13 protein-coding genes are annotated in these 13,853 nt (G+C 61.6%); 4 read left to right on the top strand and 9 right to left on the bottom strand.

What is annotated here, in order from left to right; genetic code table 11:
- Nucleotides 1–118: 118 nt before the first annotated feature.
- Entirely contained in the window at nucleotides 119–1,528 is a 1,410-nt protein-coding gene (locus CIW50_RS03500; RefSeq protein ID WP_149529850.1) for an MFS transporter, read from the bottom strand.
- Between the two features lie 278 nt (nucleotides 1,529–1,806).
- Here CIW50_RS03500 and sthA point away from each other — a divergent pair, with 278 nt between their 5' ends.
- On the top strand, nucleotides 1,807–3,201 hold the full coding sequence (gene sthA / locus CIW50_RS03495; RefSeq protein ID WP_149529849.1) for a Si-specific NAD(P)(+) transhydrogenase: 1,395 nt from the start codon (nucleotides 1,807–1,809) through the stop codon (nucleotides 3,199–3,201).
- A 61-nt stretch (nucleotides 3,202–3,262) separates the two neighbouring features.
- Here sthA and CIW50_RS03490 read toward each other — a convergent pair whose 3' ends face one another.
- From CIW50_RS03490 to htpX, 4 genes are all read right to left on the bottom strand, one after another.
- A complete protein-coding gene (locus tag CIW50_RS03490) occupies nucleotides 3,263–4,000 on the bottom strand; it encodes a cupin domain-containing protein (RefSeq protein ID WP_246664122.1) in 738 nt (245 codons plus the stop codon).
- Between the two features lie 113 nt (nucleotides 4,001–4,113).
- The gene (locus tag CIW50_RS03485; protein WP_149529848.1) at nucleotides 4,114–4,536 is read right to left on the bottom strand and encodes a hypothetical protein; all 423 of its coding nucleotides are present in this window, start codon (nucleotides 4,534–4,536) and stop codon (nucleotides 4,114–4,116) included.
- Nucleotides 4,537–4,664: 128 nt separating this feature from the next.
- Nucleotides 4,665–5,744 (bottom strand): OmpA family protein, encoded by a 1,080-nt coding sequence (locus CIW50_RS03480; RefSeq protein ID WP_149529847.1) that lies wholly within the window; start codon nucleotides 5,742–5,744, stop codon nucleotides 4,665–4,667.
- A gap of 158 nt (nucleotides 5,745–5,902) precedes the next feature.
- On the bottom strand, nucleotides 5,903–6,835 hold the full coding sequence (gene htpX / locus CIW50_RS03475) for a zinc metalloprotease HtpX (RefSeq protein ID WP_149529846.1): 933 nt from the start codon (nucleotides 6,833–6,835) through the stop codon (nucleotides 5,903–5,905).
- 192 nt (nucleotides 6,836–7,027) lie between these two features.
- Here htpX and CIW50_RS03470 point away from each other — a divergent pair, with 192 nt between their 5' ends.
- Complete coding sequence (locus CIW50_RS03470; RefSeq protein WP_149529845.1) at nucleotides 7,028–8,254, top strand: LLM class flavin-dependent oxidoreductase; 1,227 nt, start codon at nucleotides 7,028–7,030, stop codon at nucleotides 8,252–8,254.
- A 174-nt stretch (nucleotides 8,255–8,428) separates the two neighbouring features.
- On the opposite strand, the gene CIW50_RS03465 is transcribed toward CIW50_RS03470, so the two are convergent.
- Nucleotides 8,429–9,253, bottom strand: coding sequence for an SGNH/GDSL hydrolase family protein (locus CIW50_RS03465; RefSeq protein ID WP_149529844.1), 825 nt, complete (start codon nucleotides 9,251–9,253; stop codon nucleotides 8,429–8,431).
- A 98-nt stretch (nucleotides 9,254–9,351) separates the two neighbouring features.
- Between CIW50_RS03465 and CIW50_RS03460 the strand changes: the two genes are divergently transcribed.
- Nucleotides 9,352–9,663 (top strand): hypothetical protein, encoded by a 312-nt coding sequence (locus CIW50_RS03460; protein ID WP_149529843.1) that lies wholly within the window; start codon nucleotides 9,352–9,354, stop codon nucleotides 9,661–9,663.
- On the opposite strand, the gene CIW50_RS03455 is transcribed toward CIW50_RS03460, so the two are convergent.
- Nucleotides 9,644–10,153, bottom strand: a complete 510-nt coding sequence (locus CIW50_RS03455) for a cupin domain-containing protein (protein WP_149529842.1) — start codon at nucleotides 10,151–10,153, stop codon at nucleotides 9,644–9,646. The genes CIW50_RS03460 and CIW50_RS03455 overlap by 20 nt on opposite strands.
- An 18-nt stretch (nucleotides 10,154–10,171) precedes the next feature.
- Nucleotides 10,172–11,014: an SDR family NAD(P)-dependent oxidoreductase gene (locus CIW50_RS03450; protein ID WP_149529841.1), complete on the bottom strand. Its 843-nt coding sequence runs from the start codon at nucleotides 11,012–11,014 to the stop codon at nucleotides 10,172–10,174.
- Nucleotides 11,015–11,265: 251 nt separating this feature from the next.
- Between CIW50_RS03450 and CIW50_RS03445 the strand changes: the two genes are divergently transcribed.
- A complete protein-coding gene (locus CIW50_RS03445) occupies nucleotides 11,266–12,954 on the top strand; it encodes a methyl-accepting chemotaxis protein (protein ID WP_149530397.1) in 1,689 nt (562 codons plus the stop codon).
- A 43-nt stretch (nucleotides 12,955–12,997) separates the two neighbouring features.
- Here CIW50_RS03445 and CIW50_RS03440 read toward each other — a convergent pair whose 3' ends face one another.
- Nucleotides 12,998–13,798 (bottom strand): transglutaminase-like cysteine peptidase, encoded by an 801-nt coding sequence (locus CIW50_RS03440; protein ID WP_149530396.1) that lies wholly within the window; start codon nucleotides 13,796–13,798, stop codon nucleotides 12,998–13,000.
- Nucleotides 13,799–13,853: the final 55 nt, after the last annotated feature.

Genomic DNA, 13,853 nt, shown 5'->3' with positions numbered 1-13,853 from the left:
GCGATACTTGGGCATGTCGCCTCGTGGGGAGATCGCTTTGTCCCCATGCCCCAATATCAAGCCATCGCGATTGACCTGTCAAGGCGCGTGCTGGACTGTCAAACGCCGTGCTGGAATTCTATGCGTTGCCCGCGCGGCGCATCCATAGCAGAAAGCCCGCACAGGCGGCGACCGACAACGCGCATAATGCAAAGCTTGCGAGCAGCGCGATGGCTGCCGATGCTGCGGATTGCACCGCGAAATAGACCGCGCCGATCGCAGCAACGCCGGCTGCGTTGGCGATTTGCGCCGCGGTGCCGTATATGCCCGAGCCGGCTCCCGCGCTCGACGGCTGCACGGTCGACAGCACGGCACTGGACAGCGGCGCCATGACCAGACCCTGGCCATAGCCGAACACGGCAAGCGGCACCGCCAGCAGCGATGCTGACGACGCGTTCGAGGCCAGCACCATCGCGGCCAGCGCGGCGAGACCGATGACCTGCACCACGCAACCCTCGATCAGCACCAGGCTGCCACGATGGCGCGACCGCCTGCCGCTGTGACGCGATGCGACAATGAAGGCCAGCGCCAGCGGTATGAACATGAGACCTGCCCGCATCGGCGGAATGTGCAACGCGTTCTGCATGAACAACGTCATCACGAGGTAAAATGACAGATTGGCGAAGAAGAAAAAGAACACCGCGCATAGCCCACGCATGAAAGCAGCATCCGCGAGCAACGCCAGATCGATCAGCGGCATGCCCCCGTGCAGCGCGACGCGGCGCTCCAGCCTGACGAAGCCGGCGATCACTGCCGCGCCCGCAACCATCGCCAGCCACACCGACGGTGCCCAGTGCAGTTCGTGCCCGAACAACAGTGGGCCGATCAGACCGAGCAATCCGGCGAACAGCACCAGCGCGCCCGGTATATCCAGCCGCGTGCCTGGATGGCGGGGAACGTACGGCATCAGCCGCCACGCAGCTGCGATGATGACAAGCCCCACCGGTTCATTGACGAAGAACACTGCACGCCAGCCGAGGCCTGCAAGGTCCATCGTCACCAGCAGGCCACCGAGCAGAAAGCCCGCAGCGCCGGCAAGGCCGAGCACGATGCCGTAGATGGCGAAGGCGCGGGCGCGGGTTTCGTCTGCAAACAGCACATGGATGGTGGCCAGCACCTGCGGCACCATCAGCGCCGCAGTCGCGCCCTGTGCCAGCCGCGCCAGAATCAGCTCCGGTCCGGATTGCGCGAGCCCGCACCACAGTGATGTCAGGGTGAAGCCGAGCACGCCGGCGAGAAAGGTGTTCCTGGTGCCGTAGATATCACCGAGCCGGCCACCGGTGATCACCAGCGTCGCATATCCGATCAGATAGACCGCAATCACGGCCTCGATCTGCGCCGCGCTGGCACGAAGCTCGACCGCGATGGTTGGGACCGCGACATTGACGATGAAGGCATCGACCCCAAACATGAATTGCGCCGCAACGACGATCGCCAGTACCCACCAGCGGTGCGCGGAGTCGACAGGATTGGCCACGATCTGGTGCATGGTAGCGCCTCGCTCAACGGTTCGGACTGAAGCAGCCGTCCACTTTGATCCCAGCTTCCGGTCATCGCGTCGATTACCTCGGAGGTAGCTTTATTCAATTGAGCCCTCCCGCCGGAATTGGTCGGCGCGCTGACCGCAGGCCGGCTTCGCAAGTCCATCTCACCGTCCAAGTCACACCGAATTTGCATTCCTCGTGCAGGAAGAGACCGCCTGTGGCCCGATTGCTGCATGGAAAAGCAATTGCATATGCCGGCCCTTCCGGTTTTGAGGCCTCTTCGATGTATGACTACGACATGATCGTGATCGGCTCCGGCCCCTCTGGCCGGCGCGCAGCCGTCCAGTTCGCCAAGCTCGGCAAGTCCGTGCTGGTGGTGGAGAAGGGCCGACGGGTTGGCGGCGTCTCGGTCCATACCGGCACTATTCCATCGAAGACCCTGCGCGAGACCGTGCTCAACCTGTCCGGCTGGCGCGAGCGCGGTTTCTACGGCCGCTCCTATCGGGTGAAACAGGACATCAACGCCCACGACCTGATCGTGCGGCTGCAGAAGACACTCGACCACGAAGTTGAGGTGCTGGAACATCAGTTCAGTCGCAATGCCGTGAAAACAGCGCTCGGTGAGGCACGCTTCACCGGACCGCACCAGATCGAGATCGCCAACGAGAAGAACGAGATCAGGAATGTCACCGCCGGCCATATCCTGATTGCCTGCGGCACGCGACCATTCCGGCCCGATTACGTACCGTTCGACAACAAGACAGTGTTCGACAGCGACGAGATCATCGACCTGCCGAAACTGCCGCGCAGCCTCGCAGTGATCGGTGCCGGCGTGATCGGCGTCGAATATGCCACCATCTTCAGCGCACTCGATGTCGCCGTGACGTTGATCGAGCCGCGGCCAACCTTTCTCGATTTCATCGACAAGGAGCTGATCGACGAATTCATGCATGAGCTGCGCGATCGCAATGTCGCGCTGCGGCTCGGCTCCAAGGTCAATGCGATCGAGCAGAACGCACATGGCCAGATCGTCACCCGGCTCGCTGACGGCCGCAACGTAACTTCGGAAATGCTGCTGTTCGCCGCCGGCCGCGTCGGCGCCACCGACCGGCTCAATCTCGAAGCCGCCGGTATCGCGGTCGATCACCGCGGCCGCATCACAGTCGATCCCGTCACACTGCAGACCAGTGTGCCGCACATCTATGCCGCCGGCGATGTCATCGGCTTTCCCTCGCTGGCCTCCACATCCATGGAGCAGGGCCGTGTTGCCGCCTGCCACGCCCTCGGCATGGACCCGCTGGCGCCGCCGGAGTTCTTTCCCTACGGCATCTATTCGGTGCCGGAGATTTCCACGACGGGCCTGACCGAAGAGGAAGTCCGCCAGAAGGGCATCCCCTACGAGGTAGGCGTCGCGCGCTTTCGCGAGACCTCGCGCGGCCATATCATGGGCCTGGATAGCGGCATGATGAAGATGATCTTCTCCACCAAGACCCGCCGCCTGCTCGGCGTGCATATTTTGGGCGAAGGCGCGACCGAGCTGATCCATATCGGCCAGGCCGTGCTCAATCTCAAAGGCACGATCGACTACTTCATCCAGAACACATTCAACTATCCGACGCTGGCCGAGGCCTACAAGATCGCCGGGCTGGATGCATGGAACAGGATGACAGCAAGGTAGCGTAGAAACGCCATGGCCACATAGATTCATGGCCTGACGTCACGCGTGGCATGCCTGGGTCCTAGCCACGCTTTCCGCCAATCGAAATAAAGGCCATGAGGCAGGGCTCCGGCAACGGATTGCGCCAGCGATGGCGTGTCCCGTTCTGCACGACGCAATCGCCCTGACGTAAATGGACTTTCTGTCCATCGTCCAATTCCAGCGTCATCTCGCCGCGAACCACGACTCCATAGTCGATGGTATCCGACGTGTGCATGCCCGGAGCATCGCGCTCGAAATGGTCCCCCATGCCAGGGACCTTGTCCGACATTTCTTTCAGCCCGCTCTCGAACGTGACGCCGGGCGGCGGCTTCCAGCCTTCGGGTCGCTTGGGCGGATACGAAATCAGGCGAAACATCGTTCCTCCCGGGCCGGGAAAAGCGCGCGTTCCCTTGAGCATCGGGTCAGGCTCCAGGCCTGTGAGTCCAGGCACTCTCTCGGTCATGTAGAGTTCGTAGAACGTCAGGCCGGGATTGGCATCGATCTCCACAACCTTGGACGTGACGTCGAAGGACTTGAACACCGACTTGCCTGATTCATCACGGCCGGTGAGTGCCCGTTTGGGACGTGGCAGGTCGCTGGAATCTTTCGCCTCCGAGCTTTGCGGTATCCCGGCCAAAGCGCCACCAGCAGCGATGGCTGACAGCGCGTGGAGCAACTGACGTCGATCTCCGCCTTCAAACCGTTCACAAGAATGCACGCCGGCATCCGGGGATTTGGACTTCTGTCGTGACAACCAACGCCAAGAGAATTTGCCCATCTGCATTCTCCATCGCGACGTATCATCGGCGCGTCACACACCAATCCGCATCGAACGGCCGGCGGACGTAGCCTGCCCGCAAGCACGTTCACCGCCTCTTTTCGCAAACCTGATCAAGTTGACATGACATAGGGGATGCTCCCCAAGACCACGGCAAGTTGGAGTGCATTCGACACCATGCCACCCCAATGCATCCGTCGTAGCCGGCGCACCGCGTCGGCATCACCGGCATCTCTGGCGCTCAGCTGGCTATCCATCCGTCGCAAGAACCAGCCCCGCGCCCAGATCGCAAAAGCCGCTATCAAGCCGATGCCGATGGTGAAAACCAGTCGACCCGCCAGTGCAAAGGCCATTGTCGCGATGACACCGGCGATAGCGACCATCAGGAAATAGGAGCGGAACAGGCCCCGCAGTAACTGAGTCACTTCCGGGATATCCAGCCTCACCAATAGAAAGGCCGGTGACGACAGCAGAAAGAAGCCCATCGAGAAAATCAGAAGGACCATAGAGGCCAAAGCGACGGCATCGGGCGTCATGCAATCACCCTTCTATCTGTCCGGGCAACAACCTTTCCATCAACTTCCGATACCAATATCCCCGTTAGCCTCTTCGACACTATTGGGCTTTGGTCGAATTTGGAGAATGCCTGGCCTTCACGTGGCCATCAGTTTAGCTTCACGACTTCCACACGGCGATTTTTTGCGCGGCCGTCATCCGCATCGTTCGATGCTGCGGGTGCGAGCATGCCGACACCGGCTGCGCGCAGGCGCTTGCCGTCGGCGCGGAAGCTCGTGGTGAGCGCGGCGACGACCGATTCCGCACGACGACGCGACAGATCGAGGTTGTAGTCATAGGCGCCCTGATTGTCGGTATGGCCAACGATCAGCACGGCGAGCTTCGGATCCGACGACAGCAGACCCGCAATCTCCTGCAGGGTCGGCGACGATTCCGGCTTCAGATCGGCTTTGCCTGTGTCAAAGAATATTCCGTAAAGAGCAACGCGGCCGGTAGAGCCGATGGTCTTCGCCATCTCGTCTGCTTTCACGACCACCATCTTCTGCTCGCGCGGCTTTGGCTCGACGATATGCACGACGGCAACCGTGCGCTCGTTGAAGGCCTTGCAATACAGATCATCCTTCACAAGATAGGTCTGCACGGTGACATAGGCTTCGCCACCGGGTTGCGGGATTTTGGCGGCAAAAAAACGCTGATCGTCCAGATGGGACGCCATGGCGCATTTGCCGTTGGAGAAATCACCGTCCTTCAGCTGCGCCTCAGCGACGAAATACATCAACAGGCTCATATCGCCGCCGCCGCCGGCAGCCGAGCGCGTCGGATCGCCGCCGCAGTCATCGGTCTTGCAGTTATAGAGCACTTCGCCGCCGGCTGCCTTGACGACATCCTGATAGTTCCGCAGCACTTCGAGCGGTGAACGATTGGCCGGCAGCAGATAGGTGATGCGCGTTCGTGCGCCTTCCACTTCAAGCAGCTTGTTCGGCTTGTAGACCTGATTGTTCATGCGATCGCGGTCGCTATCGCCGGTCTTTTCCAGCTTCGACAGCGGGATCGTGAAGTCGGTAAAGGCGAGCCGCTCATAGCTGATGATGAAGGAGCCGTCGTAACGTTTCAGCAACGCATTATCCCGGGCACCGGCAATATCCTTGTTGGGAATAGTCGCGTCGGCCTGTGCCGCACTCATGCCGAACAAAATAAACAAGCCAACTGTCAGAATGCGTCCGAGCATGAGTCATGCGTCCCCGTTTCAGGAACGCATACGATGACGATTCAGAACGCGGAAACAAGCGGACTAAAGCGCAGCGAATAGCCGCGCAGCCATGCCCGGCTTTCATTGAACCGGACAGTGCTGCGCGGCGACAAATGCTGTTAAGTCGAAGTGGCTTTCTAGCCCCACGGACCGCGCGGACGTGACTGACCACCGTTCCAGAAGCCGCTGGCAGCCGGAGCACTGCGCGTCGGCGCATTCGACTGCGCACCCATCTGACCCGCAAGCTGCTGCAGCGCTGCGATTCGGTTCTGCGTGGCCGGATGCGTGGTGAACAGGTTGTCCATGGCGCGCCCTGACAGCGGGTTGATGATGAACATATGCGCGGTCGCGGGCGCGCGCTCGGCATCCTCGTTGGGAATCCGATGCGCGGCGTTGTCGATCTTGGCCAGCGCCGAGGCAAGCCACATCGGCTGGCCGCAGATCCGCGCGCCCATCTCGTCGGCGGCATATTCACGTGTCCGGCTGATCGCCATCTGCACCAGCATGGCGGCGAGCGGCGCCAGGATCATCAGCGCGATCTGACCGATCATGCCCGGACCATTATTGTTGCGGTTGCCGCCGAAGAACATGCCGAACTGGGCGATCATCGAGATCGCACCGGCGATTGTCGCGGTGATGGTCATCAGCAGCGTATCGTGATGCTTGATATGCGCAAGCTCATGCGCCACCACGCCGGCAAGTTCTTCGCGCGTGAGCTGCTGCATCAGCCCCGTCGTCACGGCAACGGCAGCGTTCTCCGGATTACGACCGGTTGCAAAGGCATTCGGCTGCGGATTGTCCATGATGTAGATCTTGGGCATCGGCAGGCCGGCGTTGTTTGCGAGCTCGCCGACCATGCGATACAGGTCCGGAGCGTTACGTGGATCAACCGGCTGGGCGCCGTGCATCGACAGCACCGCGCGGTCCGAATTCCAGTAGGCGAACATGTTCATGCCGGCAGCAACCACCAGCGCGATCATCGCACCCGACGCGCCGCCCATGAGATAGCCGACGCCCATGAACAGGGCGGTCATGCCAGCCAGCAGAATAGCGGTCTTGAAGTAGCTCATTGGTCCTCCTGCCCGCCTGCGGGAAACGCAGCGGTGCAGGCATCAAATGGTGATCCGCCCAATCGTTCCGCAAGACGGCATTGTGCGGCAGCGCGTCGCGGCCATGCAGCGGATTGCATTGAATGCCGCGACATGTGGCCATAGGCTGCGCGCACCGAGAACATTAAAAAACATTACAAAGAGGAAACATTTATGGCTCGCGTAAAGTTCGGCGCCTTTCTCGCACCCCATCATCCGATCGGCGAACATCCGATGCTGCAGTTCCGGCGGGACCTCGATCTCGTCGAGCAGCTGGATGCGCTCGGCTATGATGAATTCTGGTGCGGCGAGCATCACTCGTCCGGCTGGGAGATGATCGCCTCGCCGGAGATGTTCCTCGCCGCGGCAGGCGAGCGCACCAAGCGCATTCGCCTGGGGACCGGCGTGATCTCGCTGCCCTATCACCATCCCTATAATGTCGCCCAGCGCATGGTACAGCTCGATCACATGACCGGCGGCCGCGCCATCTTCGGCTCCGGCCCGGGTGCCCTCGCTTCCGACGCGCATACGCTCGGCATCGACCCGATGAGCCAGCGGGATCGCCAGGACGAAGCCATCGCCATCATCCGCCGGCTGTTCAACGGTGAACGCGTCACCGCAAAGAGCGACTGGTTCACCATGAACGACGCCGCACTGCAGATCCTGCCGCTGCAGGAGGAGATGCCATTCGTGGTGGCGTCGCAGATCTCACCGTCTGGCATGACACTGGCCGGCAAATACGGCATCGGCATCATCTCGCTCGGCTCGATGTCGACGCAGGGCTTGATGGCGCTGCCGACGCAATGGGGTTTTGCAGAGGACGCCGCGAAGAAGCACGGCACCACGGTAGATCGCGCCAACTGGCGTGTGTTGCTGTCCTGGCACATTGCCGAGACGCGCGAACAGGCAGAGCGCGAGGCCGGCCCCGGCCTGATGCGCTGGCACAACGAATATAACGTCGGCACGCTGCAGCGGCCGGGCCTGCAACCCTTCACCTCGCCCGAAGACGCCGTGGAAAAGACTGCAGGCGGCGAGAATGCGGCCTCGACCATCGGCACGCCGGATGATCTCATCAAGACCATCAAGAACCTGATGCAGGTCTCGGGCGGCGTCGGCACCATCATCGGCTTCGTGCATGACTGGGCCAATCCGGAGAACACACGGCGCAGCTGGGACATGGTGGCGCGCTATGTGGTGCCGGAGATCAACGGCCACATCGCGTCGCTGCGCAAGTCACAGCAATTCGTGATCGAGAATCGCGAGGTGTTCGAGCGCGCCGGACAAGCCGTGATGGCCAAGATCATGGCCAACGAGAAAGCGGCGGCGGCATTGCCGCTGACGGGGCCGGGACGCGTGGCGATCCCGCTCGTGAATGCGCCGGATCTGCAGAAGAAGGGGTAGCTATCTTCCGGGCTCGCCAGAGTGCGTCACCCTCCTGATCGTCATCACCCGCGAAAGCGGGTGATCCAGTCAACGCAGGCGCTGATGTTCGATATCCGCGTCAGCGATTACTGGATCGCCCGGTCGAACCAGGCGACGACAAACATGGGCGAAAGCGTATCGCGCGAGTAACTCTCACTTCCCGTAATAGTCCTGCACCGTTTCCCACGCCGCCGTCTGCAGCATCTTTGCAGTCGCGTCATCGAGACCCGCGAGATAGGGATTGCCCACCGGCGAACGTCCCGTCAGCGCGCTGAATATGACGCAGGACGCGAGGTACGTGCCGGCCATGCTCGGATGGCGCCTATCAGGCTGATACAGATTCAGCTCGGGCTGTTTCGCCCGCATCTTTGCGAAAGCGAGACCCGCCGGAATCACCAGCGCATCATTGGCATTGCCCGCGACCGTATACGCTTCGGCCAGTTCCGCCGTCATCTCCGGCTTGTCTGCATAGGCCCAGGACATGAAGAAGATCGGCTTCGCTCCATGCGCCCTGACGATGTCCGCATCCTTCTTCGCATATTCAGTAAAGACCGACTTCAGCTTGGGATGGATCGGGCACTGGCTGCAATCCATCATGATCGCGGCGTCGAACAGCCGCTCGCGCTTGCTGAAGATGATGTTGTTATTGTCGTCGAAGGAATAGGACGCGATGGCGTTGGGGCGGAAATAGCTCTCGACATCATGCCATTCGAAGCCAGAGCCGCCGATGGTCACCGAGGTCGCCTGATAGCTCGTCCTGTTGGCGGGGTCGGCAGCACGCACCAGCGCGAGCACGTGGCTATGCATGCTGTTGTTGAAATAGAAGAAGCTGTTGCCGATGAAGATCTCGGTCTTCGGAAAATCGGGGCCCAGCGACGTGACTTTGGGCTTGGTCTGCGCTTGCACCGCACCGGGCGCACTGGCTGCGGCAGCAAGGGTTGCCACAGCAACAAGCAAGACTCGCAAAATTCTGGACATGGAATGTCTCCCGGTTCTTATTATGTGCTTATATGCGTATGGATAGCACAGGGCGGTGCGGATTGCGCCGGCCCCGATCACGGGAGGCAAACAATGCCATGCCCCATGACCTTGATGTCCCTCAGCTCGATTCCCATGACCTCGATCCCCTGATCCTTGATCTCCTGGAATGGATCGCGCGCGAGCCCAGATCCCATGCCGACGTGCTCGATGCATGGCGAACATCCTGTCCGCGATTGACGGTGTGGGAAGACTGCATCGACCGCGGATTTGCCACGCGCATGCACATCACCGGACATGGCTCCATCGTTCAAGTGACGGCCGCAGGTTTGTCCTTCCTGCAACGGCATGGCCGCGTCATGCCAAAGGCGCCAGCCTTGACCACCGCAACTAGTCCAGCGGCATCGTAAGCTGCGCGCCTTCATCGGCCACAAACACTGCGATCAGCTCGGCCGGCTCCGTATTGCTCGCATTGGCCGAAACGAGATGCGTCGCGCCCGGCGGCTCGAAGAATGACTGCCCAACCTTGAAGACCTCGACCGGCCCGCCGCCGAGCTGCGAGCGAATCTCCCCCTTGGTAATATAGGCTGTCACCGTGCCGGAATGACGATGCGGCGCGCTGAAGCCGCCTGGTCCATAGGACACGCGCACAATGGTCACGCGCTTTCCCGGCACATTCGGCAGCGCATGCGACGTGATCAGTTCCACCGCATCGCCGGGATTGGCGCTGGCGCCATTACTGACGGCGCAGAGCGGCGCAAGAACGGTCGACAAGGCGTCCATCGTCGCCGGAAGTGCCTTGCCAAAGGCAATCGCACACATCAGTCCAGCGGCAACTGCAACAGGCACGTACCGGGTTTCAGGTAGTCTCGGTGCGATCGCATCGCATGTGATGGACATTCTTCGCTCCCCTGCCCGTCAGCCATTGTCCTGGCCGAACGCCTTGCGCATCGCGACATAGCCCTGCTGCTGCTGGCTCCAGTTGCGACCGCCTGTGACGCCGCCATCGACCACCAGATCGTTGCCATTGACGAAAGACGACTCGTCGCTCGCCAGAAACACCGCGGCATGCGCGATATCGTCCGGCAGACCGGCGCGCGGGATCGGCTGTGCAGCCTTGAACACCTCGCGCATCTGCGCCGGCGTTTGCTCGGCTGCTTCCACCGACAGTCCCAGCGCCTTGCCGAAGATGCCGGTCGCAATGGCGCCTGGCGAGATGCTGTTGACGCGCACGCCGCTCTCACCGAGCTCCATCGCCACGCATTTGGTCAAATGGATGACCGCGGCCTTGGCGGCACCATAGACCACCGAGGACGAATAGCCGGCGAGCCGGCCGGCAATACTGCCATTGTTGATGATGCTGCCCGAGCCCTGCTTCTTCATATGCGGGGCGGCGTGCTTCATGCCGAGCATGACGCTGCGCACGAGTGTCGCCATCGCCGCATCGAAGCGATCGACGTCGAGGCCCTCGATACCACCGGTTTGCGCCGGGCCACCGGCATTGTTGAACAGGCAATCGATGCGGCCGAATTTCTCGACTGCATGATCGATCAGTGCGCTCATCTGCGCTTCATCGGTAACGTCGGTCTGACGGAAACTGCAATTTGCGCCAAGCCTCGAAGCAAGCGCCTGGCCTTCCGGCGCACGACGCCCGGCAATCACGACTTTCGCACCCTGCTCGATGAAGACTTCCGCTGTACGGAACCCGATACCGCTCGTCGCCCCAGTGATGACAGCGACCTTGTTGTCGAGACGCCCCATATCGTTTCCCTGTTATTTGTTTTTGTAGTTCGCATTTGACGCCGCGGAGGCGCCCCCGCGCAAGGCGTATTTTAAGCGGGCAAACACGCGCAGTGCACTGAAATTGCGGGAGAAGTCGCTCGGCTTCCAACACGCGACCTAGTTCGCGGCGCCGTTATCACGATTAAGGAAGTTCTAATCGGCACATGCATATTGTGCAGCATTGTACCGCCATCGCTGCATGGCTCGCGACGTTGCTGGAGATATTTGCTGTGAAGCTGTTCAATAACCTGCCGATCTCTGCGAAGCTCGGACTTCTGGTTGGTGTTACCCTGCTGGGCCTCTGCTTGGCAGGTGTGCAGGCAACCCGCCTGGTCAGCATGGAGATGCGAAGCGCGCGCATGGAGCAGGTCCACGCCATCGTCGATACCGCGCGCAATATGGCGCTCGGCCTGCAGAAGCAGGTAGCTGCCGGCGAGATGACCAAGGATGCTGCCATCCAGGAGTTCGTCAAGCGCGCACGCACGATGACCTACGACAGCGGCAACGGTTACGTCTTCGCCTATGACATGAACGGCATCGCACTGGCGACGCCAGATCCCAAGCAGTTCGGCACCAACCGCCTGGACGTTGTCGTTAATGGCCGCTCCCTGACCCGCGAATTGCGCGATGGTGTTGCCGCCAAGGGCGATGTCACGCTGTACTACGAATACATGAAGCCGGGCACGACCGAACCTATTCGCAAGTTCTCCTACGCCGTGGCGATCCCCGACTGGAACATGTTCGCCGGTACGGGCGCCTATCTGGACGATCTCGATACCAAGATGACGCCGATCATCTGGTCACTGGCAACAGCGATCCTCGGCATCGCTGTTATCGCCGGACTGATCGCCTGGTTCATCGCCCGTAGCATCACGAGGCCGCTGGCTCAGCTCGGCACCCGCATGCAGGATCTCGCTGACGGCAAGCTGGAAGCCGAAATTCCCGGCGCCGGCCGTCGCGACGAGATCGGTGCGATGGCCACGACGGTGCAGGTGTTCAAGGACAATGCGATCCGCATGCACGGCCTCGAGCAGGAAGAGGTAGCCGTCCAGCAGCGCGTCGCTGCAGAACGCAAGTCGGCGATGAACAGCCTTGCCGATGGCTTCGAGCAAAGCGTCAACGGCGTCGTGAAATCGGTTGCGACGTCGGCGGCCGGAATGCAGGCCACCGCGTCGTCCATGACCAACACCGCAACCGAAACCACCGATCGCGTCGCCAGCGTCAGCATGGCGTCGGAGAAGGCACTGAGTAACGTACAGACCGTTGCCGCTGCAGCGGAAGAACTGACCGCGTCCGTCGAGGAAATCTCGCGGCAGGTCGCGCAATCGACCGAGATCGCGCGGCAGGCTGTCGGCGAAGCAGACCGAACGAATGCGACGGTTCAGCTCCTGTCTGGCGCAGCTGAGAAGATCGGTGTTGTGGTTCAGCTGATCGACACGATTGCAGCACAAACCAACCTCCTGGCGCTCAATGCCACCATCGAAGCCGCCCGTGCGGGCGAAGCGGGGCGTGGTTTCGCAGTCGTCGCCTCGGAAGTGAAGGCCCTGGCAACCCAGACAGCCAAGGCGACAGAGGAAATCTCGGCGCAGGTCGCCAGCATGCAATCGACGACCGGCGATGCCGTTTCGGCGATCGGCAATATCAGTGCAACCATCGAGAAGATGAGCGAGATTTCGATGGCGATCTCATCCGCCGTCGAAGAGCAAGGCGCTGCGACCCGCGAAATCGCCCGCAATATTCAGGCGGCGGCGACCGGCTCCAGCGAAATCGCCACCAATATCGGCAGCGTCAACGCAGCAGCCTCGGCCACAGGACAAGCGGCCGGCCAGGTTCTCAGCGGCGCGCGTGAGCTCGACGGACAGGCCAGCATGCTGCAATCGGCGGTGACGGACTTCCTGACCAAGGTTCGCGCCGCCTAAAACAGGCGGCCGACTGAAGCTTCGATCGATCGGGCCGTTCCGCTTACAGCGCGGGGCGGCCCGATGTCCTTTTGGCGCTATAGGCCAGCGTGGTCAGCGCTGCTTCATCCGTAACGGGACGCTGCGTAGCCGCCAGCAGCGGGGCATCGACATATTGCCGGATGCCGTTGTGATCCATCACGAAGAGCGGCCTGGTATTCTTCATGTTGACGTCCTCGATCATAGCCATGCGCCGGTTATCGAGCATGAACCAGCGGCCATCGAGACGGGCGGCAGCCACGGCGTGGTCTTCCTGGCGCAGCGTATCGCGCAGAATCACGACGCGCAGATCCTCGGCCGCGACGCCGGCAGCACGTAATGCGGTGAATTTCGCGATGGCGTAGTCCTCGCAATCGCCGGCACCCGTGGCGAACAATGCCAGCGGCGAACGCCAGACATCCATTGCGCCATAGAGCACAAGATCATCGCCGGGCCGAACCGCCAGATTGATCGCGCGATTGACCTCACCCATACGTGCGCGACCGTCGCGGGCACTGGCATCGCCAATGATATCCAGAAACTTCGCTGCCTCAGGCGAGCAGCGGACGGGCGTCTCGGCACAAAGCTCGAGGGCAAGCTGCTCGTCGTCCTGCTCGCGTTCCACCCCACGCCACTTGGCTTTGAGCTCGCCTTCCGGCAGCGCAGATGTGGTGAGGCCAAACGGCTCCGCAGGCCGGTCGACAGCGCCGATCGCCTGGTCAGGGAAGGCCGTTCCGGCCAGGAGATCCGTGGGTGCCGCGAAAATCACCAGCCCCAAGGCCAGTACAGACGCGCGGCGCACCCGCGCAAAAACAGAAGTCCACATCATAGACGCCCCGTCTGTCCGGGCATCGGCAAGCAGGGCTGCTCGCACGTGACCG

Origin of the sequence: Tardiphaga sp. P9-11 (genome assembly GCF_008329525.1) — a bacterium.
Taxonomy (GTDB): Bacteria; Pseudomonadota; Alphaproteobacteria; order Rhizobiales; family Xanthobacteraceae; genus Tardiphaga.
This window is presented reverse-complemented; position numbering and strand designations above follow the sequence as displayed.

Coding starts and splice junctions, on each gene's coding strand:
- CIW50_RS03500 (WP_149529850.1), bottom strand. CDS start 1,528: ATGCACCAGATCGTGGCCAATCCTGTCGACTCCGCGCACCGCTGGTGG.
- sthA (WP_149529849.1), top strand. CDS start 1,807: ATGTATGACTACGACATGATCGTGATCGGCTCCGGCCCCTCTGGCCGG.
- CIW50_RS03490 (WP_246664122.1), bottom strand. CDS start 4,000: ATGGGCAAATTCTCTTGGCGTTGGTTGTCACGACAGAAGTCCAAATCC.
- CIW50_RS03485 (WP_149529848.1), bottom strand. CDS start 4,536: ATGACGCCCGATGCCGTCGCTTTGGCCTCTATGGTCCTTCTGATTTTC.
- CIW50_RS03480 (WP_149529847.1), bottom strand. CDS start 5,744: ATGCTCGGACGCATTCTGACAGTTGGCTTGTTTATTTTGTTCGGCATG.
- htpX (WP_149529846.1), bottom strand. CDS start 6,835: ATGAGCTACTTCAAGACCGCTATTCTGCTGGCTGGCATGACCGCCCTG.
- CIW50_RS03470 (WP_149529845.1), top strand. CDS start 7,028: ATGGCTCGCGTAAAGTTCGGCGCCTTTCTCGCACCCCATCATCCGATC.
- CIW50_RS03465 (WP_149529844.1), bottom strand. CDS start 9,253: ATGTCCAGAATTTTGCGAGTCTTGCTTGTTGCTGTGGCAACCCTTGCT.
- CIW50_RS03460 (WP_149529843.1), top strand. CDS start 9,352: ATGCCCCATGACCTTGATGTCCCTCAGCTCGATTCCCATGACCTCGAT.
- CIW50_RS03455 (WP_149529842.1), bottom strand. CDS start 10,153: ATGTCCATCACATGCGATGCGATCGCACCGAGACTACCTGAAACCCGG.
- CIW50_RS03450 (WP_149529841.1), bottom strand. CDS start 11,014: ATGGGGCGTCTCGACAACAAGGTCGCTGTCATCACTGGGGCGACGAGC.
- CIW50_RS03440 (WP_149530396.1), bottom strand. CDS start 13,798: ATGTGGACTTCTGTTTTTGCGCGGGTGCGCCGCGCGTCTGTACTGGCC.